Raw genomic sequence first — 25,557 nt, 5'->3', positions numbered from 1 at the left:
CGTGTCCGGGATGAGTTGACCACTACACAGTGGAGGTCCCGTTGGGTGCATCGGCTTGGCGCCGTGAGGCCACAGTGAGAGCTGCGGTTGCGGCAGGACAGGCTGCGAAGAAGCGCATCGAGGCGCTTGAAGAGGGTGTGATCACCCTGCCGGAGCTTCTACGACATGAACACCTGGGATCTTTGTGCTACGCCGGAGTCCACGCGCCGTCGATGGAGGCTGGAGATAAATGAAAAGTGGTTCTTCTTGCTCAAAGCGATTCACAAGTGCCATTCGATGTCCAATCAAAGCCAATTGTATTTTATCGAAATAATGACGAACTAGCTGACAGGTTGAATACGATGGTAGGTCGAGCAATGGTTGCTGGTCGAATGTATCGTTAGGCTTGACACCACTGAGCGATTGAGCGAAATTATCCCCATCCTGTCATTCCTGCGCGTGTTGAGGAGTGGCGCCAAAAGCCCGGCTACTACGTCGGGCTTTCGCGTTTTTGAGGCATGTGAATCCACTCAAACGCGGTGGATGCGTCGAAGTTCAGTGAATAAAAACTTCAGAATACTGGTTGAATATACAGTGCTCGTGTGGCATAATTTCCTACATCAGCGACAGGTCTGAGGTTGGTGAAACCTCGTCACCCCTGATCTTCGCCAGAAGACCTCGAGTCTCGAACCATCGCCCATGAGCGCCATACGCCCAATACAGAGGCCTGAACTTAAATCAGCTCAGTAACGGAGTTTAAAATGGATAACGCAAACTCGGCGTCTCAAACCTTGCAAGATCTTTGGACTCAAGTAGACCCGGTGGAGAACACCGGCATGCTTAGGCGCGTGGTTTTTGCGCAAGGCAAGTTTTATGCGGCTGGTGGCAACGGTCTTCCCACAACCACTCAGCTTGTCACTGGAGACGCAACTGGTACAGCGTGGACCAAGCTCAAGGGCGCCGTCACCTCTGATAGCGGAAAGGTCCTCAACGAGCTGTACTGGAACGGTCTTGGGACAACGCTTCAAGGCCTTTCTCAATCCGGCAATGTGGTCCAGGGCAGCATTGCACGCCCTTTAAGGGATTGGACAGACCTTACGGCAGCTGCTCGCGCGTATGTAGACTTGCATGGCATTGTGTATTATCAGCCAATTTACGGCGACATCGCGACCTGGATACTGGTTGGGTCTAACGGTAAAGTCTTTTCCCGTTATGAGGATTGGTCAGGCACGGTGGAGCGCACTACGACCTTCACTTCTAGCGAGACTGTGTACTGCGTCAACGTCATTGGCGTTTTTGTGTTGATTGCGGGATCGAATGGGAAGCTGCTTAGCGCTGTGAAGATGCCAACGGGTAATCCGCAATCATTCGCGACCAGAACCAGCACCTTCGGCACTAGCACCATCCTTTCCATGAAGCTTTGCAACGGGAAAATGTTTATCGTTGGTGCGGATGGCAAGATGGCATATTCATCCGATGGGCTTACCTGGACTGCTGTTGAAGATACCAGTTTCGGTGGAACCATCATCCGCGACATTGCTTACGGTAATGGCAAGTATGTAGCTGTCGGCGACGGCGGCAAGACAGCCGTTTCCGAGGATGGGATCGGCTGGGTTCAGCAAGCCAACACTTTCGCAGGAACCGATATCCGCAGCGTCGCCTACGGTAACGGCAATTTTGTAGCTGTTGGTGCAGCCGGCAAGATTGCTTACTGGACTCCATGATCTTCTATCTCCTTGCGTAATAGAGCCCAGCCGTCGCGCTGGGCTTTTTTCATTTCTGATTCAGGCTCGCCACAGCCAGGGTGGCGATTGCGCCGACGCGACGGTAAACGCGCTCGGTGATCCCTTTTTTGAGTGCCCTGCTGTATGCAATTGCCTTAGAATGGCCGCTTTTCACCCCTCAAAGGAATGATTACGTGGTGAGCAACAACGCCATCTGCTGCCCGCATTGCCAAGGCCAAAATGTCCAGCTGCTATCCGTGATTCACGCTGCTGGTACCACTCGCATTCAAGCAACTCACCAGACCAACTCCAGCTATGGTCCTGTCACGATAGAAACAACTGGTCGGCATCAGACCGATTTGGCTGCTAGCGTAGGTCCGCCCCCGGGCAAACGCCTGTTGGGTCCTGTGATCATGACCGGAGTAGGTATCATCATCCTCTACGATGGTCTCAAGCTGATTAACACTTACTGGGGTGTCGATTGGACCAGGTTCTTCATCGGAGCCACGCTCGCCACCATCGGTGTGATCGGATTTGTGCGCCACTGGAAGTTCAACGTTGCGCAGTACGACAAGCTGGAAGAATGGCGCCGCACATGGCTATGCCACGCGTGCGCCACGCGATTCCAGCCTTGAGCTACCTGGAAAGGCGCCTTCGCAGACTCTGTGAAAACTTGATCTCTTCGAGCCATTAAAAGCAAAGTCCGTTTACGTCGGTTGGATTCCGGTCTCGGTCTCCACCATTCAAAACCCCGCAGATCCAGGTCTGCGGTTTTGGTTATTCAAGGATGAAACGCAATGAAGAAACTCAAAGAACTGGACGCAGCCGCCACCCGTTACCTGAACAGGTACTCTCGCAAGCAGTTTTTCTCGATGTTCGTTGTGATAACGGCAATCAACTATTGGTGCGCCTACAACGTAGAGGGATACAAATCGATCTGGCTGGCAATGATCGGCGGCTGGTTCTTCGGTATGACCTTCGCGCCGTTCCATGCTAAAAAGAGCCAATCCTGAAGTTGGCTGCCGGCTAGCAGTCATTAAGCCAGGCGGCTTGCCAGAAGCTCGATAAACGCCCGCACCTTGACCGGTCGAAAGCGGGCCGTTGGAAAGACCGCATGGATCTCGCCTCGGGGCAGCGACCACTGCGGCAGCACTTCGATCAGCCGGCCTGCTTGCAGGTCAGGTTCAGCCACATAGTCCGGAAGGACCGATAGCCCGGCCCCGAGCAGCGTGGCTTCGCGCACTGCCAAGGTGGCGTTGAGCGACAGGCTGGCTTTCATCTCCACTGTTTCGCGCTGCGAGGCACCCTTGGCAAATAGCCAACGGGTCGGTTCTCGCAGCGCCAGGTTCGCCACGATCGGCAACTCGGCCAGATCCGCCGGGGCCTGCAGTTTGTCCACTCGCGCTTGCCACTGAGGGCCGGCCACCAATCGTTGCGCAAACTCGCCGATTCGCCGTGCCTGCAGATGTTGCTCGGTAATCCAGCCAACACGAATGGAAAGGTCCAGATCGTTGGCGCCCAGATCCAGGGTATGGTCGCTGAAGTGTGCCTCGACCTTGCACTGCGGATATCGCTGCGAGAATGCGGTAATGGCCGGCACCACGACACCGATGCCGTAATCGAAAGGGGCGGTCAGGCGTAGGGTGCCCGTCGGCTCGCTGGCGGCTTCGGACAATTCCTCGAAAGCCTCTTCAGCCTCCTTGAGGATCAATGCACAGCGGTGATAGAACTGTTGACCCGCCTCGGTGGTGCGGACTTTCCGCGTGCTGCGAACCAGCAGTGTGGTGCGACAGTCGCTTTCCAGTCGCGCCACCTGCTGGCTGACCACGGCCTTGGTGATGCCGAGGCGCTCGGCAGCGGCGGTGAAGGAGCCGGTTTCGACCACCGCGGTGAAGTACGCAAGCCTGTTCAGGCTGGAAGCGCCGGTCATTGATTTACCCTTGATGTATGCCAATAACATACAGTGTGTTTATTTTGTATGCGTTTAAATGTCAATTCGCGCGCTATAAGATTCGAGGCATTCCCCTCAAGGCGCGTCACTATGAACAAGACCCTGGTTTACCTCTACGATCCACTGTGCGGCTGGTGCTACGGTGCAGGGGGACCGCTGCCTCAGGTTCTCGAATCCACGGGCATTGCGTTGCGCCTGATACCGACGGGGCTGTTTTCTGGCAGCGGTGCTCGCGCCATGGATGATGACTTTGCGGCCTACGCCTGGAGCAACGACCAGCGTATCGAGCGCCTGACCGGGCAGGTCTTCAGTGAACGCTATCGTGACCAGATACTCGCCGACCGTCTTCAGGGGTTCGACAGTGCTCCGTCTACCCTGGCGCTCAGCGCAGTGAGCCTGACTTCGCCTGAGCACGAGTTCGAAGCGCTCAAGGCGATTCAGGCGGCGCGCTATGTCGATGGCCTGGACGTGACTCGACTGGAGACGTTGACAGCAGTGCTGGAGGACTTGGGTCTGGATGCCGCCGCGCAGCGGCTGACGTGTCCGGATTCGGGCTTGCTGCAGGCCAACGATGATCGTGTGGGGCAGGGGCGTGCCTTGTTGCGTCGCGTGGGCGGTCGAGGCGTGCCGACATTCGTTCTGCAACAAGCGGACAGCGCCATGCAGTTGTTACCTGCCAGCGCTATCTTTTCAGATCCGCAGGCTTTCATTCGCGAGCTGAACGTGGGGGTAAATCCATGAGCAGGAGCAACCTGGACATCATTCGAGCCTCGTACGAAGGCTCAGCCGAACAGAATGGCCGTAATCTTCTGGCAGCACTGGCTGCGGACGTGACCTGGACCGAGGCGGCTGGCTTCCCTTATGCCGGTACCTATGTCGGCCCCCAGGCGATCATGGAGGGTGTGTTTCATCGTCTGGCCACCGAATGGGATGGCTACCAGGCCAAGGTGCATACCTATCTGGCCGAGGACGACCGCGTCGCCGCCTTTGGCGTCTACTCGGGCACCTATCGCAAGACCGGGAAGGCGATGACTGCTAGCTTTGCCCATCTGTACCGGCTGAACAACGGCAAGATCGTCAGCATGGAGCAATACGTGGACAGTGCGCAGGTCAACGCGGCGCTTACCTGAGCCGTTTCACGGTCGCCGTCGGCTCCAGGCGCAGGCCGCTGCAGGGCGGCCTGCGCTGACAGACAATTATTTGCCCGAAGCGTCCTGCTCGACCACCAGGTCCAGCACATAGACCTGCGACGAAGCGTCGGCCGGCGGGTTCTTCCATTCGTATTGCTTCACACGCACCACGGTACGCACGCCATCACGGTGCTCGTAGCCCTCGATGGACTGGTACAGCGGGTGCCAGTTGTCCTGGGTCGGCAGTTGCAGGCCAGCGTCGTCATAACGGCGCTCGCGCACTTGCAGGCACTGATAGTTGGGGATCAGCGGATGGCTGCACTTGACGGTCTTGGCGGCAACTTCCAGGAACTTGGTCTCACCTTTGCTGCCATAGCGGGTCTCCGGAGTGGGTTCGCCTTGGAACTTCAGCACCGAGCCGTCCTGGGTGGTCAATTGCAGCACAGGTGCATGAGTTTCGCCGCTGAAGGCTGCACGCAGATCACCTTTCAACTGGCGTCCGATCTCGGCATCCAGGTCCATCAGGCGCTTGTCGCAGGCCATCATGGTCGAAGCCAGTTGCTGCACCTTCAGGACACCGTTCTGGTAGCTGTAGCCACCGAACTGGTTGTTGCAGCCACCGCTGATGTTCAGGCGCTGGTCACCGAAATTCAGGCGCAACTTGCGCTCGTTGCTTGTGGCCAGGGCTGCGATAGGCTTGCCGGCTGCATCGCTGGCCGATGCCAGGTTCCAGTAGTAGGCCGAGAGCTCAGGCTGGGTTGCGGCAGACGAGGTGGTGGCCGGCATGGAAGGCGTCCCTTCATGGGAGGTGGAAGCCGGGGCACATGCCTGGAGCAGGGCGGCACAGACGGCGACGAGGAGGATGTTATGTTTCATGATGCGCTCTTTCAGCCTTGAAAAAATGAGGGCGCCGTCCTCGAAAGAGGGAGGCGCGCGCCAGTTGAACCGGGGTTCGAGGTCGATTCAGGCCACTACCATTAATGGCGCTCACGACCTCGGCGGTAACCGATGGCAATCGGACAGCATTGACCCGACCTGGGTTCATAAACCGGGCGAATAATAAATGTTACGAGATCTTGCGCCATGGTCATGGCTTCGCGCACCAATGCGGATAACCGAAATCCAGCAGAATCTGGCCCGTGGCAAGCCGCTTCCTCCGGGTATTGCCAAGACGCTCGATGCTCGGCTTCTGGACCAGCTGCCGCACTCTGACGGCTACGAGTGGATGCAGGCGGGTGTGGACCTGATCCTGGTAACCGTTGCCCCAGGCGAGATTCACGAACTGCTCAAGGGTGCCTTCGACTGAGCGGGCAAAGAAAGGCCCGCTGGGGAGTGCGGGCCAAGGATGTTTCACGGATGAGGCTCCACCTTGGCACAGCGGAAGTGAAAATGTTGTCAACGAACGAACAGGGCGCTGATGAAGGCCCAGAAAAAAGAAAACCCGCCAGACCGGCGGGTTGAACAGAACGTATCGAAGCCAAGCCAGTCTGCCTTCTCGATTGTCAGAATTTCGTGAAGGCCACAGGTTGGAGGGGCTTAGTAACCGTTACTGAATTTTTCATCAATCTTGCGTCTTTCCAAGGCGTAATGCTTGGGATCGATTTCTTCAGAGATCAACCTGGTGTCGAGCGCATCCATCTGGCTTTTCTTCATGCGTGAAACATGGGCACGGGTGGCCTGGTAGTTGATCGATTCGGCCGCGTTGTAGCCACTGACTGGGTCCCAGAAGATCGAGACAGGCCACAGCAGCAGGTTGGCGACGCCATAGCCATAGGCACGGCCGTAGAATGAACCACCACCGGGCAGCAGGCCCAGGGCTGCTGCGGCACCTGGGCTTTTCTCCCTCACTTCGAGATTCTGCGCACGGTAGTAGCCGAGCTCCTGTTCCTGCACGGAGTTCAGGCCGCTGGCGCACCCGGTGGTCAGGGCGATGAGGCTGGCGGCGATCAGATGACGAGCAAATTGCATTGCGGATTCCTAGGCGTTTCAGTGATTTACCTCGCAGTCCAAGGCAAGGCGGCGGAATCCTACCTGAGATGATGGCACTATGCCTTGATTTATTGCATTCAGATGAATGTATCGACCTGGCGGTGAAATAAATCGAGCTGGCTGATCACACAGGTCGAAGCGTCCGTTGGGGGCGTGCTGTCACTGAAATCCACCTGGTTATAGACGCCGCCATGGAAGTTGAATGTTCGCCCACTCCAGCTCGCGGCCATTTTCAGCATCCCGCTGCTGCCGGTGCGGCCGGTGCAGGCGGCCGACACCGTAGCGGCGCCTGTCGCAGTGACCTCGATGGTGATGTCGAAAGGCATGCCCAACGGCACATCGGCCAGGACGGTGCTGCTGGTCGGTGTCACCTGGTTGAAGTCCTGGCGAAAACCGAGGGTGATCTTCCCTTTGTTCCAGAACACCTTGATCGCCGGGCTGTCGTCATCTTTTACATGCATTTGCGCGATCACCACCTTCTGTGCCGAGTTGACCCGCTCCAGCACCATGCGTTGGTGATTGACATGCCGGCCGGCGCTGGCCAGCGTCCAGTAGACCGCTTCCTTCCACTCGCAGCGGGTGCGATGGGTGCTCTTGCTCGCCGCCCCTTTGGTCGGTGCGTTCATGCGCACGGCGCCATCGGCCAGGCGGCTGATCACCTGGGGCAGGCTGGCGAGTGCCTGGGCGCCGGTCAATTCCAGCGCCACTGGGTTGCTGGATGACTTCGCCACTGGGGTAGTGATGATCAGGTTGTCGATGTTCACGGTCATGCTGAAAACCTCCTTGATGATAAAGATCCTGTACCGCATGCGAGCTCTGAAAGGGCACTCGGTTCATCGGGCGAGGGAGGCCCAGGCAAAAAAATGCCCGCCAGGGCGGCGGGCAAAGAACGTTTTTGAAGGGAGAGCCTGCACTGTGCGCCTGGTCGGTTAAGCCGGGGTTAAGTGCCATGAGGATTGACCCGGTGAGCCGATACGCCTATACAGGCCTGCCGTTGTTACCGGAGCCTGTAATGCACGACGAAGACGATCTGCACGAACCTGAGCACGACCATCTGCTCGACCCAGAATTCAACGAGGGCTACGACCCCGAGGCGGATGCCTACGGGGCTCTTGATGAAGTCGAGGAGGACGAAGAGTCACTCGACGACTTCGATGAGGAAGAGGACCACCCGGCCTGGCATGACGACTGCGACGACTGATGTCGACGCGAGTCCTCAGCGGCGGTCGAGGGAGAACCGTCCGGGACCGCTAACGGCCAGCAGCAGCAAACCGCCAATGATGCTGAGGTTCTTCAGGAACTGGGTCATGTTGGCGCTGCGCTCAGGTTCGACCATGTTCCAGAACGGATGACCGATCAGTGCGGTGCCGAGCACGAAGAGGGCGAACAGCAAGGCCAGGGGTCGGGTGTAGAACCCCAGGATCAACAGGATGCCGACCAGCAGCTCCATGATCACGGCGATCGCCGCAGCCAGCATCGGCGCGGGGGCACCCAGTGAGGTCATGTAGCCCACCGTGCCTTCGAACCCGGTCAGCTTGCTCCAGCCGGAGAGCACGAACAGGATCATCAGCAGGATGCGGGCGAGCAGCAGAATGAAGTCGCGTTGACCGTCGAGCAGGCTATAGCGCATGGCGGCGCTCCAGTGAACAGGGACAGGTTCCACTCTAGCAGCTGCGCGGCGGATTTCCGGCGTGTACGAAAAAGGCGCCGCAAGGGCGCCTTCATCGACAGAAGATGGTGCGAGTGGCGGGACTCGAACCCGCAAGGCTCACGCCGACAGATTTTAAGTCTGCTGTGTATACCAATTCCACCACACTCGCACGATTGGCTGGCGCGCCGCAGGGCAGCCTGGCCCAGACAATCAGGCGCGCTTTATAACCTATTGTTATAGAAGCGTCAACCAGCCTAGGCTCTGTACGAAATGTATCTGCACTCGCCCATACTGCGTTGAAACGGGGCTCGGAATGCTCATGTACTCCAGTACAGCCGGGCGCGACCCCGGCCGTTCCTCCCCCCGTTTCGCCTTGTCTGGCCTTCGCGCAGACACATTTCGTACAGACCCTGAGGTTCAGGGTTCGATAGCACGCGCGATATCTCGCATCTCACAGGCGCTATGGCGCAGGTCATCTACGTGCCCACCCATGGCGTGCGCATCGGCTTGATGAATCGAATGACGCAGGTAACGGACATGGCCTTCCAGCGCCTGGCTCAGTTCATCGAGTTCGCTGGCGCTGCGTATCAGGTCGTCCTGCAGCCCTTGCATGCGAAGGTTAAAGGTCATGATGGTTCCTGTGGGATCCGGGGCGCGGGCACTATAGTTCAATTGACAGGATGCTGCCATTGCGCCACTGTCGCGCATTGGATCCAACCAGGCCTGTTGCCATGTCATCGCTTTCCCCTGGCCCGGACGCAACGCGGCGTATCCGCCCGAAGTTGTTCTGGCGCCTGCTGTTCCTGCTGGTCTGCCTGCTGGCGGCGTTCCTGTATGCGGGCTTCATCAGCCTGGGTGGTTACCTGCTGATGCTCGGCTTCGACCAGGAGGCTGCCCAGCCCAGGCGCTTGCTCGCCTTTGCAGGCGCAGCGCTGATCCTGTTGGTGGGGGGGTGGCTGCTCAAGGTGGCGATGCCGCGCAAGCTGGTGCCGACCGTGGTGGATCGCGAGCGCTGACGATCGTCGTATAAGGTGCAGTACAGGCTGGACTTTTGACTACGCTCAATATGTCCTTTCGCGGTGCTTGTGGAGCTCGCATGGTTTCGACAGACCGCCCCACCCATTCGGTGATGTCAGAGGCACGCTACGAGCAGTTGGTCCAGGCGGTGGTGGACTACGCCATCTATATGCTCGACCCAACCGGCCATGTGGTGTCCTGGAACGCTGGCGCGCAGCGGATCAAGGGCTACGATGCCGATGAGATCATCGGCCAGCATTTCTCGCTGTTCTTCACCGCCCAGGATTGTGCCGACGGCCGCCCGCAACGCTTGCTGCGCCAGGCACTCGAAGAAGGCAAGGCGCAGGACGAAGGCTGGCGCGTGCGCAAGGACGGCACGCAGTTCTGGGCGCTGGCGGCGTTGGATGTGATTCGCGACGCACAAGGCGAGGTCATCGGCCTGGCCAAGGTCACCCGCGACATCACTGATCGCCGCGAGTCGGCCCTGCAGCTCGATGGCATGCGTGCGCAACTGTTCCAGGCGCAAAAGCTCGAGGCCCTGGGGCAACTCACCGGGGGCCTGGCCCATGACTTCAACAACCTGCTGACCATCATCCTCAGCTCTGCGCGGCTTGCCAGCAGCAGCCAGGATCCGGCACGCGTGAGGCGCTTGCTCGAGCATATCCTCGATGCCGGCCAGCGCGGCACCCAGTTGACTCAGCAACTGCTCAGCTTTGCCCGGCATCGGCAACTCAGCATCACGCGCATCGTGCCGGCCGAGGCGATCGATATCATTTGTGGGCTGGCGGAGCACGCATTGCCCCGGGAAATCGAACTGCTACCCCAGTTACAGCCTGACTTGCCGCTGATCGAGGTGGACGCCGGGCAGTTGCAGATGGTCTTGCTGAACCTGGTGTTCAACGCCCGCGACGCCATTGCCGCCACCGGGCAGATCCGTCTGGTGGTCGAAAGTGTGCAGTTGTCCGGGGAGGTGGATGGGTTGTACGGGCAGTTCGTGCGCTTCGATGTGCGTGATGACGGCCAGGGCATCGACCCGCAGGTGCTGCCTCGGATCTTCGAGCCATTCTTCACCACCAAGGCCTTCGGCAAGGGCACTGGCCTTGGCCTGAGTCAGGCCTATGGCTTCGCCCGGCAGAGCAATGGCATGATCGAGGTATCCAGCCGGCTTGGCGAGGGCACCTGCATGAGCTTGTACCTGCCAGCCCGGACGGGCCCCGATTCGCTTTCGACCGACGGATAGACAGCCATGGTAGAGCAACTGAAGCGACTGGCCACGGGCATCGAGGGGCTCGATGCGCTGCTCAAGGGTGGGCTGGTGGTCGGCGCCTCTTATATCGTTCAGGGGCATCCCGGCTCGGGCAAGACCATCCTGGCCAACCAGCTGGCGTGCAACCATGTGCGTGAGGGTGGTCGGGTCCTGGTGGCGACGTTGCTCAGCGAGTCCCATGAACGGTTGTTCCAGTATCTATCGACCCTGAGCTTCTTCGACGCGGCGCTTGTGGGCGACACCATCCAGTTCGTCAGCGCATTCGACACCCTCGAGCAGGACGGCCTGGACGCGGTGGTCAGGCTGTTGCGCCAGGAAATTGCCCGGCAGCAGGCCACCCTGCTGATCGTCGACGGGCTGCTCAACGCTCGCTCCAGGGCGGAAACCAGCCTCGACACCAAGAAATTCGTCTCCGAACTGCAGGGGCATGCGGCGTTTGCCGGCTGCACGTTGCTGCTGCTGACCAGTGCGCGGCTGGACGAGGGTAGCCCCGAGCACACCATGGTCGATGGCGTTATCGAACTTGGCGAGCACCTGGTCGGCAGCACGGCGGTGCGCCATGTCCAGTTGCGCAAGACGCGTGGCAGTGGCGCGTTGTCCGGGCGCCACGAATGCCTGATCACGGAGGCGGGGTTGCAGGTCTACCCGCGCCTGGAGTCGCTGTACAGTCGCCCCAGCCAGGCAGGGGCGCAAACCCTGAGCTGGGTCGCCACGGGTGTTGCCGACCTCGATGCCATGCTCGGTGGCGGGCTGGCCGAGGCGTCGGTGACCCTGCTGATGGGGCCATCAGGCGTAGGCAAGACAGCGCTGGGCATCGCGTTCCTGGCCGCTTCGACCAAGGCTGCACCGGGGCTGCACTTCGGTTTCTACGAGACGCCGGCGCGGTTGCGCTTGAAGGCTTGCGCGCTGGGTTTCGACCTGCCGGCACTCGAGCGTGAAGGCAGCGTGCAACTGAGCTGGCAATCGACCACCGAAGGCCTGCTGGACCAACTCGGCGCCCAGCTGTTGGCGCAGGTCGAGGCGCTCGGGGCCAGGCGTGTGGTGGTCGACAGCTTGGGAGCGTTCGGCCGACTGGCCCTTGAGCCCGCCCGTCTGAATGCCTTTTTCCGCGCGCTGACCGGCGAATTGCGTGCCCGTGGTGTGACAGTGCTGCTGACCTGGGAGATGCGTGACATCTTCGGTTCGGAGATCACCGCGCCGGCCCCCGACCTGTCGAGCATCGTCGACAACCTGATCCTGATGCGCTTCGCCGAGCTTGACGCGCAACTGCACAGGGCCCTGTCGGTCATCAAGGTGCGTGACAGCGATCACGACCCTGCCCTGCAGGCGTTGAGTCTTGGACCGAATGGCATCAGCCTCGCGCGAGCGTTCGATGGTGCCAGTGGCGTGCTCAGTGGTTCGGCGACACCGCCGGGAGATCGGTGATGGGGTGAACACTATCCTGGTCGTCGATGACGAGTACCTGATTGCCGACATCCTCGGTTTTGCCCTGGAGGATGAGGGTTATCTGGTTGAAAAGGCGAGCAACGGGCGCAAGGCCCTGGATGCCTTGAAGGAAAAGCGCGTGGACCTGGTAATCACCGACTACATGATGCCGGTGCTCAATGGCGAAGAACTGCTGCAGGCCATACGTGAAGAGCTGGAACTGGCGGACCTGCCGGTCATTCTCATGAGCGGCGCCCAGGCCAGCCAGGGCCGGGCCTGCCCCGGGAAGTTCGCGGCCGTGTTCGACAAGCCATTCGACATGGACCGGATGATCGCCACGGTGCGCGAATTGCTGGGCACCTGAGATTCAGGAGAGGCTCCCCGCATGGGCGGGCAATCGATCAGGCGCATCCGTGCGGCATGATGCGGTTGGCTTGCGGGTTACTCGTCGTTGCTTTTTTCGGGCGCGGGGCTACCGGCCTGGATACGCTTGTAGATCTCTTCACGGTGCACCTGGACATCTTTCGGTGCATCGATACCGATCCTCACTTGCATCCCCTTGACGCCCAGAATGGTGACTTTGATGTCATCGTCGATGACGATGCTTTCGCCAACCTTGCGGGTGAGTATCAGCATGTAGTTCTCCTTGGTGATGTAGAAAACCGCCGAGCCAGGTGCTCTGCGGTGGGAGCCTGTCCCTCTTCCTTCTCATTAAAGACGCTTTCGGCGGATAGTAATTCCCCGCCAGACAAATTCTGTCGTCGATCTTTAGTTGCAGGCGCCAGTGGGGCTGCGGCACAACCCCGCGGCAAGGTGCTCGATGGCAAGGATAGGGTGCTTGGTGCCATATGGGAAATTTCTCTATTCGATGAAGTAAATAGTGACCGTCAATGTTCGTCTTGGCGCTCGAGCATCTGCAGGAAACGCAGTAATGCCACTTCTTCGATTTCCAGCCCCTTGCGTGGGCGTGCGCGGGGCAAGGCAGACAGGCGCCCAAGGTGGAAATGCTCGAGGACTGCGGGATGGATGTAGCAGCGTCGGCAGACCGCTGGCGTGTTGCCCAGGCGCGTGGACACTTGGCGGACGATGGCGGCGACCTGGCGGCGAGCCTCGCTATCGGGTTCCCAGGCTAGCGGCTGGAGCAGGTTCAGCGCCAGGCTGCTGCCGGCCCAGGTGCGGTAGTCCTTGGCCGTGAAATCGGCACCGGTCAACTGCTGGAGGAACTGGTTCACCTCGGTGGACCCGATGCCATGGCGCTGCCCCTGTTCGTCCAGGTACTGAAACAAGGCCTGGCCGGGCAACTCCATGCAGCGCTTGACCAGGCCGGCCAGGCGCCGGTCGGTGAGGGTGACGTTGTGCTCGACGCCGCGTTTGCCGCGGAACTGGAAGCGGATACGGCTGCCCTTGACCTGCACATGGCGGGTGTCGAGGGTAGTCAGCCCGTAGGAGCGGTTCTGCCGCAGGTACTGGCGGTTGCCAATGCGGATCAGCGTGGTGTCGAGCAGGCTGATCACCAGCGCCATGACCTTCTCTCGCCCCAGGCCGGGGCAAGCCAGGTGGGCGTCCAGTTGCTTGCGCAGCCTCGGCAGTACCTCGGCAAAAGCCAGCATGCGTGCATATTTATGCTGATCGCGCACTTCGCGCCATTGCGCGTGGTAGCGGTACTGCTTGCGCCCTCGGGCATCGCGGCCGGTGGCCTGCAGATGTCCTTGGGGGTCGGCGCAGATCCACACGTCGGTGTAGGCCGGAGGGATCACCAGGGCGGCGATGCGCGCCAGGGTTTCTTCATCGCGCACCCGCTGGTTCCCGGCGTCGAAATAGTGAAAGCGATCGCGCCAGCGTCGGCGGGTCAGGCCGGGTTGGCTGTCATCGACATAATGCAGGGCGGCAGGCAACGGGCAATCGGGCATCGGCGCAGTCCATCGAGAACACTCTTGCTGCAATGGACAGCATTGGCCGCGACATTGCTCAGCCCAACAGCGCCACCGACTTTATCTGCGCACACAGCAACTGGCCTGGGCGTACATCGAGCTGGTCCGCCGAATAGCGCGTGATGCGCGCCAGCAGCGCAGTGCCAGAGGCATCCAGGCTGATCAGCACATGGGCCGGGTTTTCCGCCGGGTGGCATTCGCGTACCCGGACCGGCAGGCGGTTGAGAATGCTCGAGGCCCCCTGCGCAGCCAATGCCAGGCTGACATCCCGGGCCTGGACCTTCAGGCGCAGGGTGCTCCCCACCTGCAAGGCGGGGTGGGCGATCCGCAGCAGTTGCCCGTCCGCGCCTGGCAGGCGCAGGTCAAAAAGCCCGTAGTGCGGGTCGTGGCCCACCACCACACCTTCGAGCACCACTCCGGCATCCTCGCCCTGGGCCAACGGCAGGTCCAGGCGGGCCAAAGTCTCGCCGATTGGCCCGCTGGCCAGCGCCTTGCCCTGCTCGAGCAGGACCAGGTGGTCGGCCAGGCGCGCGACTTCGTCCTGGGCATGGCTGACATAGATCAGCGGGATATCCAGCTCGTTGTGCAGGCGCTCCAGATACGGAAGGATTTCGCGCTTGCGCGCGCTGTCGAGGGCCGCCAGAGGCTCGTCCATCAGCAACAGTCGCGGGCTGCTGAGCAAGGCTCGGGCGATGCCGACCCGTTGTGCCTCTCCGCCGGACAGCGTGGCCGGCTTGCGCGCCAGCAGGTGGCTGATACCCAGCAACTGGCATGCCTGTTCCTGGCTGATTTTACGGGCCTGGGGAGCAATCCGGCGCCAGCCAAACTCCAGGTTGCCTTGCACCGACAGGTGCGGGAACAGGCTGGCCTCCTGGAACACATAGCCGACCGGGCGTTGGTGTGGTGGGATGAAGCGCCCGCGGCTGCTGTCCTCCCAGACCTCGCCATTGATTTCGATGTACGCGCTGGCGGCCCGTTCCAGGCCGGCCAGGCAGCGCAGGCACGAGGTCTTGCCTGAGCCGGAGTGACCGAACAAGGCACTGATGCCGCGACCGGGCAGCTTCAGGTCGACGTCGAGGGTGAAATCGTCACGCGCGAGCTTCAGGCGTGCCTTTATCGATGCGCTCATTTCAGCTCCAGCCTGGTTTGCCACGGCGGCCGGCATAGAGCATCAGCAGCACCAGGAACGAGAACACCAGCATGGCCCCGGCCAGCCAGTGGGCCTGGCTGTATTCCATGGCCTCGACGTGATCGAAGATCTGCACCGAGACCACGCGGGTCTTGTCGGGAATGTTGCCACCGATCATCAGCACCACGCCGAACTCGCCGACGGTATGGGCGAAACCGAGGATGCTGGCGGTAATGAAGCCGGGGCGAGCCAGGGGCAGCACCACGTTGACGAAGGTGTCCCACGGGCTGGCGCGCAGCGTCGCGGCCACTTCCAGGGGGCGCTGGCCGATGGCGCCGAAGGCGTTCTGCAGTGGCTGCACCACGAAGGGCATCGAATACACCACCGAGCCGATCACCAGCCCGCTGAAGCTGAACACCACGCTGCCCAGGCCGAGGGCCTGGGTGGCCTGGCCGATCCAGCCATGGGGGCCGAGGGCCAGCAGCAGGTAGAAGCCGATTACCGTCGGCGGCAGCACCAGGGGCAGGGCCACCACCGCGCCGATCGGCCCGCGCAGCCATGAGCGGGTACGCGCCAGCCACCAGGCGATGGGCGTGCCCAGCACCAGGAGGATGGCGGTGGTGAGGCTGGCCAGCTTGATGGTCAGCCAGATGGCACCCAGGTCACTGGCGTCGAGGGGCATCAGAGCTCATAGCCATAGGACTTGATCACCGCGGCGGCCTTCGGGCCCTTGAGGTAATCGACCAAGGCCTTGGCGGCCGGGTTGTCCTTGCCTTTGTTGAGGATCACCGCATCCTGGCGGATCGGGTCATGCAGCTCGGCGGGCACGATCCAGGCCGAGCCTTCGCTGACCTTGCCGTCCTTGTAGATCTGCGACAGCGCGACGAAGCCCAGCTCGGCATTGCCGGTGGAGACGAACTGGAAGGCCTGGGTGATGTTCTGGCCCTCGACGATCTTGGCCTTGGTCGCTTCGGTCAGCTTCAGCTTGTCCAGCACCTGGGTGGCTGCCAGGCCATAGGGCGCGGCCTTGGGGTTGGCGATGGACAGGTGCTTGTACTCGTTCTTCTTCAGCACGTTACCCTTGGCGTCGACATAGCCTGGCTTGGCCGACCACAGCGCCAGGGTGCCGATGGCATAGGTGAAGCGCGAGCCTGCAACGATTTCCTTTTCCTGTTCCAGCTTGGCCGGGGTGCTGTCGTCGGCGGCGAGGAATACCTCGAATGGCGCGCCGTTCTTGATCTGTGCGTAGAACTGGCCGGTGGCGCCGTAGGCAGCGACCAGCTTGTGGCCGGTGTCCTTCTCGAAATCCTTGGCGATGGCCTGGATGGGCGCTGTGAAGTTGGCCGCGACGGCGACCTGGACTTCATCGGCCCAGGCGCTGTTGAGGCAGATCAGGCTGGCAAGGGCGCTGGCGGCCATATGGGACAAGCGAATACGCATGAAGACGGCTCCTGGGGATTATCGTTATGTTGCGAAATATATAGCGATAAGCCGTCTTTCGGGAAGGGGCTGGCATGATTCACCGTGGGGCAAGCCTTGTCGTGGCGCTGCGTGGCAGCGGCGCACGGCCGCTCCCACGCAGATGATGCTGAACGCTAGCGGCCGCGCGCAGTTCCGCGATCATCGCTACGCCGCCAACCGCCCGCCGGCAATCGCCTCCGACGCCGCCAGCATTGCCCGCAGCAGTACCGCGCAGCCGGCCGCGAGGTCCTCGGGGGCGGCGTTCTCGATTTCGTTGTGACTGATCCCGCCCTCGCACGGCACGAAGATCATCCCGGCCGGGCCCAGTTCCGCGAGGAAGATTGCGTCGTGCCCGGCGCCGCTGACTATGTCCATGTGCGCCAAGCCCAGGTTGCGCGCCGAATCACGCACCGCCTCGACGCAGCCTTTGTCGAAGTACAGGGCCGGGAAGTCGGCGGTGGGCACCAGGTCGTATTCCAGCCCGTGCTTGGCCGTGGTGGCCTCGATCACCTGGCGCACCTCGGCGATCATCGACTCCAGTCGCTGGCCTTCCAGGTGACGGAAGTCCAGGGTCATGCGCACTTCGCCGGGGATCACGTTGCGCGAGCCGGGGTAGGCCTGCAGGCAACCGACGGTGCCGCAGGCATGGGGCTGGTGGGCGAGGGCGCTGCTGTTGACCGCCTCGACCACGGCGGCGGCACCGACCAGGGCGTCCTTGCGCAGATGCATCGGGGTGGGGCCGGCGTGGGCCTCGACGCCGCGCAGGGTCAGGTCGAACCACTTCTGGCCGAGGGCGCCGAGCACCACGCCGATGGTCTTGTGCTGGTCTTCGAGGATCGGGCCCTGTTCGATATGCGCCTCGAAGTAGGCGCCGACCGGGTGGCCGGACACGGCGCGGCTGCCGGCGTAGCCGATGGCGTTCAATGCCTCGCCGACGCTCACGCCCTGGGCGTCGCGCTTGGCCAGGGTCTGCTCGAGGGTGAACTTGTTGGCGAACACCCCCGAACCCATCATGCACGGGGCGAAGCGCGAGCCTTCCTCGTTGGTCCACACCACCACCTCCAGCGGCGCTTCGGTTTCCACGCCGAGATCATTGAGGGTGCGGATCACCTCCAGCCCGGCCATCACGCCGAAGCAGCCGTCGAACTTGCCGCCGGTGGGCTGGGTGTCGATATGGCTGCCGGTCATCACTGGCGGCAGCTTGGCGTTGCGCCCGGGGCGGCGGGCGAAGATGTTGCCGACCGCGTCGATGCTCACCGTGCAACCGGCTGCTTCGCACCACTGCACGAACAAGTCGCGGGCCTGGCGATCGAGATCGGTCAGCGCCAGGCGGCATACGCCGCCCTTGGGCGTGGCGCCGAGGCGGGCCAGCTCCATCAGCGATTGCCACAGGCGGTTACTGTCGATGTGGCGTTGGCTGGATTGCAGGATTTCCTTGGCGGGGATGGTCATGGGGTGTCTCCTCAGGCTGTTATTTTTACCATCACGTGGGCGGGCTTGCCCCGCGATGCGGCGCATCAGGGCAGCGGCTTGGCCAGCCGCGCCGGGCCGCGCACCGCGATGCCGCCGAGGGCGTAGTAGAGCCCGCCGCCGAGCAGCGAGCCGGTGAACCAGCCGTAGTCGTAGAACCAGCTGAAACTGCTGTTGCCGATGGCCATCACGGTCAGCGCCACCGGTACGCCGAAGGCGATGAACCCGGCCCAGTTCCACGCCGGATACACGTCGTCGCGGTACAGCCCGGCGAGGTCCAGCTGCTGGCGGCGGACCAGGAAGTAGTCCACCACCATGATCCCGGCGATCGGCCCGAGCAGGCTGGAATAGCCCAGCAGCCAGTTGGAGTACACGCTCTCCAGGCTCAGGTCGGAGACGATCCAGCCGAGCTTCTTGAGCAGCTCGTGGCCCATCAGCGCCAGGCCGATGAAACCGGTCAGCCAGACCGCGCGGCTGCGCCCGATCAGGCGCGGGGCGATGTTCTGGAAGTCGTTGGTGGGCGAGACGATGTTGGCCGCGGTGTTGGTCGACAGCGTCGCGATGATGATCAGCGCCATGGCCAGGGCCACCCAGCCGGGGCTCTGGATATGGCCGATCAGGCTCACCGGGTCGGACACCGTCTGGCCCACCAGCGAGGCGGAGGCGGCGGTCATGATCACGCCCAGGGCGGCGAACAGGAACATGGTCAGCGGCAGGCCGAAGATCTGCCCGAGAATCTGGTCCTTCTGGCTTTTCGCATAGCGGCTGAAATCGGGGATGTTCAGCGACAGCGTGGCCCAGAAACCGACCATGGCGGTGAGCCCGGCGCAGAAGTAGCTGACCACGCTGGCGCCCTCGGGGCGTTTGGGCGGCTGCGCGAGCAGCTCGCTCATCGACATGTGCGGCAGCGCCCAGAACAACAGGCCGACACCGACCGCCACCAGCAGGGGGGCAGAGAGCGTCTCCAGCCACTTGATCGACTCGGCGCCGCGCAGCACCACCCAGAGGTTCAGCGACCAGAACAGCATGAAACCGATCACCTCGCCAGTGCCGCCCAGTGCTTTCCACTCGGGGAACAGCGAACCGAGGAACAGGTGGATGGCCAGCCCGCCGAACATCGTCTGGATGCCGAACCAGCCGCAGGCCACCACGGCGCGGATCAGGCATGGCACGTTGGAGCCGAAAACGCCGAACGAGGCGCGTAGCAGCACCGGGAACGGGATGCCGTACTTGGTGCCGGGGAAGGCGTTGAGGGTCAGCGGGATGAGCACGATGAGGTTGGCCAGCAGGATCGCCAGCAGCGCCTCGCCGACACTCAGGCCGAAGTAGGCGGTGAGCACGCCACCGAGGGTGTAGGTGGGCACGCAGATGGACATGCCCACCCACAACGCGGTGATGTGCCACTTGTTCCAGGTGCGCTGGTGCACCTTGGTCGGGGCGATGTCGTGGTTGTAGCGGGGGCTGTCGAGGACGTCGCTGCCGGCGTCGAGCTCGTACAGGCCATGCTGCTCGACCACATGTGATCTGCTCTGTTGCATGGGGTTCTCCAGGTCTTTTTCTTGTAGTTGTCGCTCATCGGGCTGACGCGATGGCCGGAGTACACACACCACCAGTACTGCACCTCCGGCCCGGCCAGGCGGTTATGGCCTGCGTTTTCAACAAACGTGCCGGGAAAGCCCGCGCCTTCCCGGCGGGCCGCCGCCGACCGGAGGTAACTCACTGACCTGCAAAGGCATTCATCAACACGGCAGGCGAAGCGGGAGCGCCCGCGCATGCCGTCTGTCTGGCCGGTCCATCACCCGCGTGATTCAAACGGGTGCAACCTGGAAAACCACCGGCGCGGCCTGCGCCATCCAGCCAGGAAACAAACACCTGATTTTGCGTAGAAAATCTTGACCAATTTGGCTTCCTGTCAAGTGCGTCAAAATGGTGAGGGGGTGTAACTTTTTGGTGATTTGTTAAATAAACCATTAAAAATCAGTTATTTAGTGTTTTTAATGGTTGCATATATTTTTTCTTGATCAATATCCGATCAGATACTAGCCTCGATTCTTGTCAGGCCTGACAGGATTGATGAACTCACCTCCAGCGCCCGGCCAACACAATTCCAAGAACCGGCCAGAAGACCGGTCAGCCTGCGAGGAAGACGGCATGTCCCTGTTGATCCGTGGCGCCACTGTGGTTACCCATGAAGAGAGCTACCCCGCCGATGTCCTGTGTGCCAATGGCTTGATCCGTGCCATCGGCAAAGACCTCGAAGCCCCCACCGACTGCGAGATCCTCGACGGCAGTGGCCAGTACCTGATGCCTGGCGGCATCGACCCGCACACCCACATGCAGCTGCCGTTCATGGGCACGGTGGCCAGCGAGGACTTCTTCAGCGGCACTGCCGCTGGCCTGGCCGGCGGCACCACCTCGATCATCGACTTCGTCATCCCCAACCCGCAGCAGTCGCTGCTCGAGGCCTTCCACACCTGGCGCGGCTGGGCGCAAAAGAGCGCCAGCGACTACGGCTTCCACGTCGCCATCACCTGGTGGAGCGAACAGGTCGCCGAGGAGATGGGCGAGCTGGTCGCCCAGCATGGGGTGAACAGCTTCAAGCACTTCATGGCCTACAAGAACGCGATCATGGCCGCCGACGACACCCTGGTGGCCAGCTTCGAACGCTGCCTGCAACTGGGCGCGGTGCCCACGGTGCACGCCGAAAACGGCGAGCTGGTCTATCACCTGCAGCAAAAATTGCTCGCCCAGGGCCTGACCGGCCCCGAGGCACACCCGCTGTCGCGTCCGTCCCAGGTCGAAGGGGAGGCCGCCAGCCGCGCCATCCGTATCGCCGAAACCCTGGGCACGCCTCTGTATCTGGTGCATGTCTCCAGCCGCGAGGCGCTGGATGAGATCACCTATGCCCGGGCCAAGGGCCAGCCGGTGTACGGCGAGGTGCTCCCGGGGCATCTGCTGCTCGACGACAGCGTTTACCGTGATCCGGACTGGGCCACCGCCGCCGGCTATGTGATGAGCCCGCCATTCCGCCCGCGCGAGCACCAGGACGCGCTGTGGGGTGGCCTGCAGTCGGGCAACCTGCACACCACGGCCACCGATCACTGCTGCTTCTGCGCCGAGCAGAAGGCCATGGGCCGCAATGACTTCAGCCGGATCCCCAACGGCACCGCCGGCATCGAGGACCGCATGGCGGTGCTGTGGGACGCCGGGGTGAACAGCGGGCGCCTGTCGATGCACGAATTCGTCGCGCTGACTTCCACCAACACCGCGAAGATCTTCAATCTGTTCCCGCGCAAGGGCGCGATCCGTGTCGGCGCCGACGCCGATCTGGTGCTGTGGGATCCGCAGGGCAGCCGTACCATCAGCGCCCAGACTCACCACCAGCGGGTCGATTTCAACATCTTCGAAGGCCGCACAGTGCGCGGCATCCCCAGCCACACCATCAGCCAGGGCAAGGTGCTCTGGGCCGATGGCGACCTGCGCGCCGAGCCGGGCGCGGGGCGTTACGTGGAGCGCCCAGCCTATCCGTCGGTGTACGAGGTGCTGGAGCGGCGTGCCGAACGGCAGAAACCGACGCCGGTTCAGCGCTGAAGCAGTTGGGGCTGCTGCGCAGCTCTATCGCCGGCAAGCCGGCGATACGGGCGCAAGGCGCCCCCTGATAACCACACACATGTTCCTGTTGACTGCCATCCCCCCAGAACGGACCGGCGCCTGACCACCGCCGCCTCCAATAAAAACGAGAGAGGCTACAACCGTGATCGATGCCCTGAACCACTTGCCGCGCCCCCGCGCCGGCGCCGACCAGCTGGCCGAGGCCTTCAGCGACCTCGCGCCCCCACTCACCGCCCGTCAGGCCGCAGTCGAGAGTGCACGCTGCCTGTACTGCTACGACGCGCCGTGCGTCAATGCGTGCCCCAGCGAGATCGACATCCCTTCGTTCATCCACCGTATCAGCGACGAGAACCTGCAAGGCGCCGCCGAGCGCATTCTCTCGGCCAACATCCTCGGCGGCAGCTGTGCCCGGGTTTGCCCCACCGAGATCCTTTGCCAGCAAGCCTGCGTGCGCAACAACGCCCAGGAGTGCGCTCCGGTGCTGATCGGTCAATTGCAGCGCTACGCTCTGGATCATGCTGACTTCACCGAGCATCCGTTCCAGCGTTCGCCGGCCAGCGGCAAGCGCATCGCCGTGGTCGGCGCCGGCCCCGCCGGGTTGTCCTGCGCGCACCGGCTGGCCATGCACGGCCACGACGTGGTGATCTTCGAGGCGCGGGAAAAGGCCGGCGGTCTCAACGAATACGGTATCGCCCGCTACAAGCTGGTGGACGACTACGCCCAGCGTGAAGTGGAGTTCCTGCTGGGCATTGGCGGAATCGAGATCCGCCATGGCCAGCGCCTGGGCGGCAACCTGTCGTTGGCCGAGCTGCATGGCCAGTACGACGCGGTGTTCCTCGGCCTGGGCCTGGGGGCCGTGCGCCAGCTGGGCCTGGCGGACGAAGACGCGCCGGGCCTGCTTGCCGCCACCGACTATATCCGTGAATTGCGCCAGGCTGACGACCTCGCCCAGCTGCCGCTGGCCGACCGCTGCCTGGTGCTCGGCGCTGGCAACACCGCCATCGACATGGCCGTGCAGATGAGCCGCCTGGGCGCCCGCGACGTCAACCTGGTGTATCGCCGCGGCGAAGCCGACATGGGCGCCACCGGCCATGAGCAGGAAATTGCCAAGCACAACCAGGTACGCCTGCACACCTGGGCCCGGCCCGATGCCGTGCTGCTGGATGATGCCGGGCGCGTGCGCGGCATGCGCTTTGCGCGCACGCAATTGATCGACGGACGCCTGGGCGATACCGGCGAAACCTTCGAGCTGGCTGCCGACGCGATCTTCAAGGCCATCGGCCAGCGCTTCGATGAGCAAGGCCTCGGCGATCCGCTGGCGGCGCAACTGGCCCGCGACGGCGAGCGCATCCAGGTGGACGCGCACATGCGCACCTCCATCCCCGGCATCTACGCCGGCGGCGACTGCACCGCCCTGGGCCAGGACCTCACCGTCCAGGCGGTGCAACATGGCAAGCTGGCCGCCGAAGCCATCCATGCCCAACTCATGCTCAATGTGGAGGCTGCGTAAATGGCCGACCTGTCCATCGTATTCGCCGGCATCAAGGCACCCAATCCATTCTGGTTGGCCTCCGCACCACCCACTGACAAGGCCTACAACGTGGTCCGCGCCTTCGAGGCCGGCTGGGGTGGTGTGGTATGGAAGACCCTGGGCGAGGACCCGGCGGCGGTCAACGTGTCGTCGCGCTACTCGGCGCACTACGGCGCCAACCGCCAGGTGCAGGGCATCAATAACATTGAGCTGATCACCGACCGTTCGCTGGAGATCAACCTGCGCGAGATCACCCAGGTGAAGAAGGACTGGCCCGATCGTGCGCTGATCGTGTCGCTGATGGTGCCGTGCGTCGAAGAATCCTGGAAGTTCATCCTGCCGCTGGTGGAAGCCACCGGCGCCGACGGCATCGAACTCAACTTCGGCTGCCCCCACGGCATGCCCGAGCGCGGCATGGGCGCCGCCGTCGGCCAGGTGCCCGAGTATGTGGAAATGGTCACCCGCTGGTGCAAGACCCATTGCACGCTGCCGGTGATCGTCAAGCTCACCCCCAATATCACCGACATCCGCCAGTCGGCGCGCGCTGCCCACCGGGGCGGGGCGGACGCGGTGTCGTTGATCAACACCATCAACTCGATCACCAGTGTCGACCTGGACCGCATGGTTGCCCACCCCATCGTCGGCGACCAGAGCACCCACGGCGGCTACTGCGGCTCGGCGGTCAAGCCGATCGCCCTGAACATGGTCGCCGAGATTGCCCGCGACCCTGAGACCCGCGGGCTGCCGATCTGCGGCATCGGCGGTATCGGCACCTGGCGTGACGCCGCCGAGTTCATTGCCCTGGGCAGCGGCGCGGTGCAGGTCTGCACCGCAGCGATGCTGCATGGCTTTCGCATCGTCGAAGACATGCAGGACGGCCTGGCGCGCTGGATGGACCAGCATGGCCACCGGAGCCTCGAGGCGTTTCGTGGCCAGGCCGTTGGGCATACCACCGACTGGAAGTACCTGGATATCAACTACAAGTCGGTGGCGCATATCGACCAGGACGCCTGCATTGGCTGCGGGCGCTGCCACATCGCCTGCGAGGACACCTCGCACCAGGCCATCGCCAGCACCCTGAAGGCCGACGGCACCCACGCCTACAGTGTGATCGAGGCCGAGTGCGTGGGCTGCAACCTGTGCCAGATCACCTGCCCGGTGCAAGGTTGCATCGACATGCAGGCGCAGGACACCGGCAAGCCGTACATGAACTGGACGCAGGATCCGCGCAACCCCTATCGCGAGGCGGGTTGAGGTCGCTGGGACGCCGACCTCACGCAGGTCTCTCGTGGGAGATTTGGTCTAACCACTCTGACCACTGCGCAAGGTCTGCTCGATCACCTCGACGAACGCCCGCACCAGCGGACTGCGCTCGTGCCTGCGCGTCAGTACCAGCAGCGGCGCGCAGGCGCCGGGCTCGGCCAACGGCAGGTAGGACACGCCACGCCTGACCAAGGACCGGGTGCACTGCGGTACCACCGCGACGCCGCGGCCCGCAGCGACCAGGGCGATGATCGAGGTGATCTGCCGGCCGCTCGGAGCCGGCCGTGGCGTCAGCCCGTGGCGGCGGTACAGGCCGAGGATGATTTCGTTCAAGCCCGAGCCGTAATCCGCGGGGAAGGTGATCAGCGGCAGTTCGCCGAGCTCGGCCAGGTTGACCTGCAACTGCCCGGCGAGAGGGCTGTCGCTGGGAACGGCCGCGACCAGCGGCTCGTTGTCCAGGCAGATGGCCTGGACCTGAGGGTTGTCGCCCGGCGGGTGCATGCGGCTCATGCCGATATCCAGGCGGCCTTCGAGCAGTTGCGTCCACTGGGTGCTGGAAGCACCTTCCTCCACATTCAACTGCACATCCGGGTACTTCGAGCAGAACGCCTGGATGGTATGGCTGAAGGTGTCCGAGAGGGCGATCGAACTGGCGTAGCCCACCGTCAGTTGGCCGGCCGAGCCCGCCGCCAGCTTGCTGGTGATCGTTGTGGTCAGGTCGACCTGCTCGAGCACGCCGCGAGCGTAGGGCAGCAGGTGACGGCCCGCGGTGGTCAGGCTGACATTGCGGGTGCTGCGGTCGAACAGGCGAAACCCAAGCTCAGTCTCCAGTGCCGATATCTGTCGCGTCAGCGGCGGCTGGGCCATGTGCAGGCGCGCAGCCGCACGGCCGAAATGCAATTCCTCGCTCACAACCAGGAAACAGCGCAGTCGGCGCAAATCCATGATGTTCTTCCTTGAGTATCAATCGGTCGGCAATAGGTATTGGATCCAAAATTCGTCCTACCTTATAAACATGTAAAAATTT

Annotated in this window: 27 protein-coding genes, 1 tRNA gene and 1 pseudogene; 14 read left to right on the top strand and 15 right to left on the bottom strand. The window is 62.5% G+C overall.

Annotation, left to right across the window (positions count from 1 at the left end; genetic code table 11):
* The first annotated feature begins 740 nt into the window (after positions 1 to 740).
* From BMY03_RS05360 to BMY03_RS05350, 3 genes are all read left to right on the top strand, one after another.
* A complete protein-coding gene (locus BMY03_RS05360; RefSeq protein ID WP_094010463.1) occupies positions 741 to 1,703 on the top strand; it encodes a DUF6242 domain-containing protein in 963 nt (320 codons plus the stop codon).
* Positions 1,704 to 1,900: 197 nt separating this feature from the next.
* A complete protein-coding gene (locus BMY03_RS05355) occupies positions 1,901 to 2,338 on the top strand; it encodes a hypothetical protein (RefSeq protein ID WP_143067521.1) in 438 nt (145 codons plus the stop codon).
* A gap of 162 nt (positions 2,339 to 2,500) precedes the next feature.
* Positions 2,501 to 2,716 (top strand): hypothetical protein, encoded by a 216-nt coding sequence (locus BMY03_RS05350; RefSeq protein WP_094010461.1) that lies wholly within the window; start codon positions 2,501 to 2,503, stop codon positions 2,714 to 2,716.
* A gap of 23 nt (positions 2,717 to 2,739) precedes the next feature.
* Here the strand turns inward: BMY03_RS05350 and BMY03_RS05345 are convergent, their stop codons facing one another.
* A complete protein-coding gene (locus tag BMY03_RS05345; RefSeq protein ID WP_023628802.1) occupies positions 2,740 to 3,633 on the bottom strand; it encodes a LysR family transcriptional regulator in 894 nt (297 codons plus the stop codon).
* Positions 3,634 to 3,744: 111 nt separating this feature from the next.
* Here BMY03_RS05345 and BMY03_RS05340 point away from each other — a divergent pair, with 111 nt between their 5' ends.
* Together BMY03_RS05340 and BMY03_RS05335 are read left to right on the top strand one after the other, a co-directional pair.
* A complete protein-coding gene (locus tag BMY03_RS05340; protein ID WP_094010460.1) occupies positions 3,745 to 4,395 on the top strand; it encodes a DsbA family protein in 651 nt (216 codons plus the stop codon).
* A complete protein-coding gene (locus BMY03_RS05335; protein ID WP_023628800.1) occupies positions 4,392 to 4,784 on the top strand; it encodes a nuclear transport factor 2 family protein in 393 nt (130 codons plus the stop codon). Before BMY03_RS05340 ends, BMY03_RS05335 begins: the two co-directional genes overlap by 4 nt.
* Before the next feature lie 66 nt (positions 4,785 to 4,850).
* Here the strand turns inward: BMY03_RS05335 and BMY03_RS05330 are convergent, their stop codons facing one another.
* Complete coding sequence (locus BMY03_RS05330) at positions 4,851 to 5,660, bottom strand: META and DUF4377 domain-containing protein (protein ID WP_023628799.1); 810 nt, start codon at positions 5,658 to 5,660, stop codon at positions 4,851 to 4,853.
* 244 nt (positions 5,661 to 5,904) lie between these two features.
* Here BMY03_RS05330 and BMY03_RS05325 point away from each other — a divergent pair.
* Positions 5,905 to 6,090 (top strand): annotated as a pseudogene (locus tag BMY03_RS05325) (anti-virulence regulator CigR family protein); the annotation flags it as partial.
* Between the two features lie 230 nt (positions 6,091 to 6,320).
* On the opposite strand, the gene BMY03_RS05320 reads toward BMY03_RS05325, so the two are convergent.
* Together BMY03_RS05320 and BMY03_RS05315 are read right to left on the bottom strand one after the other, a co-directional pair.
* Positions 6,321 to 6,752, bottom strand: coding sequence for a hypothetical protein (locus BMY03_RS05320; protein ID WP_094010459.1), 432 nt, complete (start codon positions 6,750 to 6,752; stop codon positions 6,321 to 6,323).
* Between the two features lie 98 nt (positions 6,753 to 6,850).
* Entirely contained in the window at positions 6,851 to 7,543 is a 693-nt protein-coding gene (locus BMY03_RS05315) for a polysaccharide lyase family 7 protein (protein ID WP_094010458.1), read from the bottom strand.
* Positions 7,544 to 7,785: 242 nt separating this feature from the next.
* Between BMY03_RS05315 and BMY03_RS05310 the strand changes: the two genes are divergently transcribed.
* Positions 7,786 to 7,974 carry a hypothetical protein gene (locus BMY03_RS05310; RefSeq protein ID WP_094010457.1) on the top strand — a complete coding sequence of 63 codons (189 nt, stop codon included), beginning with the start codon at positions 7,786 to 7,788 and terminating at the stop codon, positions 7,972 to 7,974.
* A gap of 15 nt (positions 7,975 to 7,989) precedes the next feature.
* On the opposite strand, the gene BMY03_RS05305 is transcribed toward BMY03_RS05310, so the two are convergent.
* The 3 genes from BMY03_RS05305 to BMY03_RS05295 all read right to left on the bottom strand — a co-directional run bounded on the left by BMY03_RS05305 (position 7,990) and on the right by BMY03_RS05295 (position 9,054).
* Positions 7,990 to 8,403 (bottom strand): DoxX family protein, encoded by a 414-nt coding sequence (locus BMY03_RS05305; RefSeq protein ID WP_023628793.1) that lies wholly within the window; start codon positions 8,401 to 8,403, stop codon positions 7,990 to 7,992.
* A gap of 105 nt (positions 8,404 to 8,508) precedes the next feature.
* A tRNA-Leu gene (locus BMY03_RS05300) sits at positions 8,509 to 8,593 on the bottom strand.
* Between the two features lie 248 nt (positions 8,594 to 8,841).
* Positions 8,842 to 9,054, bottom strand: coding sequence for a hypothetical protein (locus BMY03_RS05295; RefSeq protein ID WP_094010456.1), 213 nt, complete (start codon positions 9,052 to 9,054; stop codon positions 8,842 to 8,844).
* Between the two features lie 101 nt (positions 9,055 to 9,155).
* Between BMY03_RS05295 and BMY03_RS05290 the strand changes: the two genes are divergently transcribed.
* The 4 genes from BMY03_RS05290 (at position 9,156) to BMY03_RS05275 (ending at position 12,497) form a co-directional block, all read left to right on the top strand.
* Complete coding sequence (locus tag BMY03_RS05290) at positions 9,156 to 9,440, top strand: hypothetical protein (RefSeq protein ID WP_177182885.1); 285 nt, start codon at positions 9,156 to 9,158, stop codon at positions 9,438 to 9,440.
* Between the two features lie 80 nt (positions 9,441 to 9,520).
* Positions 9,521 to 10,681: a two-component system sensor histidine kinase NtrB gene (locus BMY03_RS05285; RefSeq protein WP_244891299.1), complete on the top strand. Its 1,161-nt coding sequence runs from the start codon at positions 9,521 to 9,523 to the stop codon at positions 10,679 to 10,681.
* Between the two features lie 6 nt (positions 10,682 to 10,687).
* Positions 10,688 to 12,133 carry an ATPase domain-containing protein gene (locus BMY03_RS05280; RefSeq protein ID WP_094010455.1) on the top strand — a complete coding sequence of 482 codons (1,446 nt, stop codon included), beginning with the start codon at positions 10,688 to 10,690 and terminating at the stop codon, positions 12,131 to 12,133.
* Between the two features lie 4 nt (positions 12,134 to 12,137).
* Positions 12,138 to 12,497 carry a response regulator gene (locus tag BMY03_RS05275; protein WP_094010454.1) on the top strand — a complete coding sequence of 120 codons (360 nt, stop codon included), beginning with the start codon at positions 12,138 to 12,140 and terminating at the stop codon, positions 12,495 to 12,497.
* A gap of 77 nt (positions 12,498 to 12,574) precedes the next feature.
* On the opposite strand, the gene csrA is transcribed toward BMY03_RS05275, so the two are convergent.
* The 7 genes from csrA to BMY03_RS05240 form a co-directional block, all read right to left on the bottom strand.
* Positions 12,575 to 12,769 (bottom strand): carbon storage regulator CsrA, encoded by a 195-nt coding sequence (gene csrA, locus BMY03_RS05270; RefSeq protein WP_023628788.1) that lies wholly within the window; start codon positions 12,767 to 12,769, stop codon positions 12,575 to 12,577.
* Positions 12,770 to 13,020: 251 nt separating this feature from the next.
* Positions 13,021 to 14,043, bottom strand: a complete 1,023-nt coding sequence (locus BMY03_RS05265; protein ID WP_094010453.1) for a DNA topoisomerase IB — start codon at positions 14,041 to 14,043, stop codon at positions 13,021 to 13,023.
* Positions 14,044 to 14,101: 58 nt separating this feature from the next.
* Positions 14,102 to 15,193: a molybdenum ABC transporter ATP-binding protein gene (gene modC, locus BMY03_RS05260; RefSeq protein WP_094010452.1), complete on the bottom strand. Its 1,092-nt coding sequence runs from the start codon at positions 15,191 to 15,193 to the stop codon at positions 14,102 to 14,104.
* Between the two features lies 1 nt (position 15,194).
* Positions 15,195 to 15,875 (bottom strand): molybdate ABC transporter permease subunit, encoded by a 681-nt coding sequence (gene modB, locus BMY03_RS05255; RefSeq protein ID WP_038705823.1) that lies wholly within the window; start codon positions 15,873 to 15,875, stop codon positions 15,195 to 15,197.
* Positions 15,875 to 16,633, bottom strand: a complete 759-nt coding sequence (modA, locus tag BMY03_RS05250; RefSeq protein WP_094010451.1) for a molybdate ABC transporter substrate-binding protein — start codon at positions 16,631 to 16,633, stop codon at positions 15,875 to 15,877. Before modA ends, modB begins: the two co-directional genes overlap by 1 nt.
* Positions 16,634 to 16,819: 186 nt before the next feature.
* On the bottom strand, positions 16,820 to 18,106 hold the full coding sequence (locus BMY03_RS05245; RefSeq protein ID WP_094010450.1) for a Zn-dependent hydrolase: 1,287 nt from the start codon (positions 18,104 to 18,106) through the stop codon (positions 16,820 to 16,822).
* A 65-nt stretch (positions 18,107 to 18,171) separates the two neighbouring features.
* On the bottom strand, positions 18,172 to 19,662 hold the full coding sequence (locus BMY03_RS05240; protein WP_094010449.1) for an NCS1 family nucleobase:cation symporter-1: 1,491 nt from the start codon (positions 19,660 to 19,662) through the stop codon (positions 18,172 to 18,174).
* Positions 19,663 to 20,275: 613 nt separating this feature from the next.
* Here BMY03_RS05240 and hydA point away from each other — a divergent pair.
* From hydA to preA, 3 genes are all read left to right on the top strand, one after another.
* Entirely contained in the window at positions 20,276 to 21,715 is a 1,440-nt protein-coding gene (gene hydA, locus BMY03_RS05235) for a dihydropyrimidinase (RefSeq protein WP_094010448.1), read from the top strand.
* A 163-nt stretch (positions 21,716 to 21,878) separates the two neighbouring features.
* Positions 21,879 to 23,246: an NAD(P)-dependent oxidoreductase gene (locus tag BMY03_RS05230; RefSeq protein ID WP_094010447.1), complete on the top strand. Its 1,368-nt coding sequence runs from the start codon at positions 21,879 to 21,881 to the stop codon at positions 23,244 to 23,246.
* Complete coding sequence (gene preA / locus BMY03_RS05225) at positions 23,247 to 24,521, top strand: NAD-dependent dihydropyrimidine dehydrogenase subunit PreA (RefSeq protein WP_094010446.1); 1,275 nt, start codon at positions 23,247 to 23,249, stop codon at positions 24,519 to 24,521.
* 48 nt (positions 24,522 to 24,569) lie between these two features.
* On the opposite strand, the gene BMY03_RS05220 is transcribed toward preA, so the two are convergent.
* Positions 24,570 to 25,478 carry a LysR family transcriptional regulator gene (locus BMY03_RS05220; protein WP_094010445.1) on the bottom strand — a complete coding sequence of 303 codons (909 nt, stop codon included), beginning with the start codon at positions 25,476 to 25,478 and terminating at the stop codon, positions 24,570 to 24,572.
* Positions 25,479 to 25,557 lie beyond the last annotated feature (79 nt).

Origin of the sequence: Pseudomonas soli (assembly GCF_900110655.1) — a bacterium.
Lineage (GTDB): Bacteria > Pseudomonadota > Gammaproteobacteria > Pseudomonadales > Pseudomonadaceae > Aquipseudomonas > Aquipseudomonas soli.
Note: the sequence above shows the minus strand (reverse complement) of the source record. Positions and strands in the feature narration are given on the sequence as shown.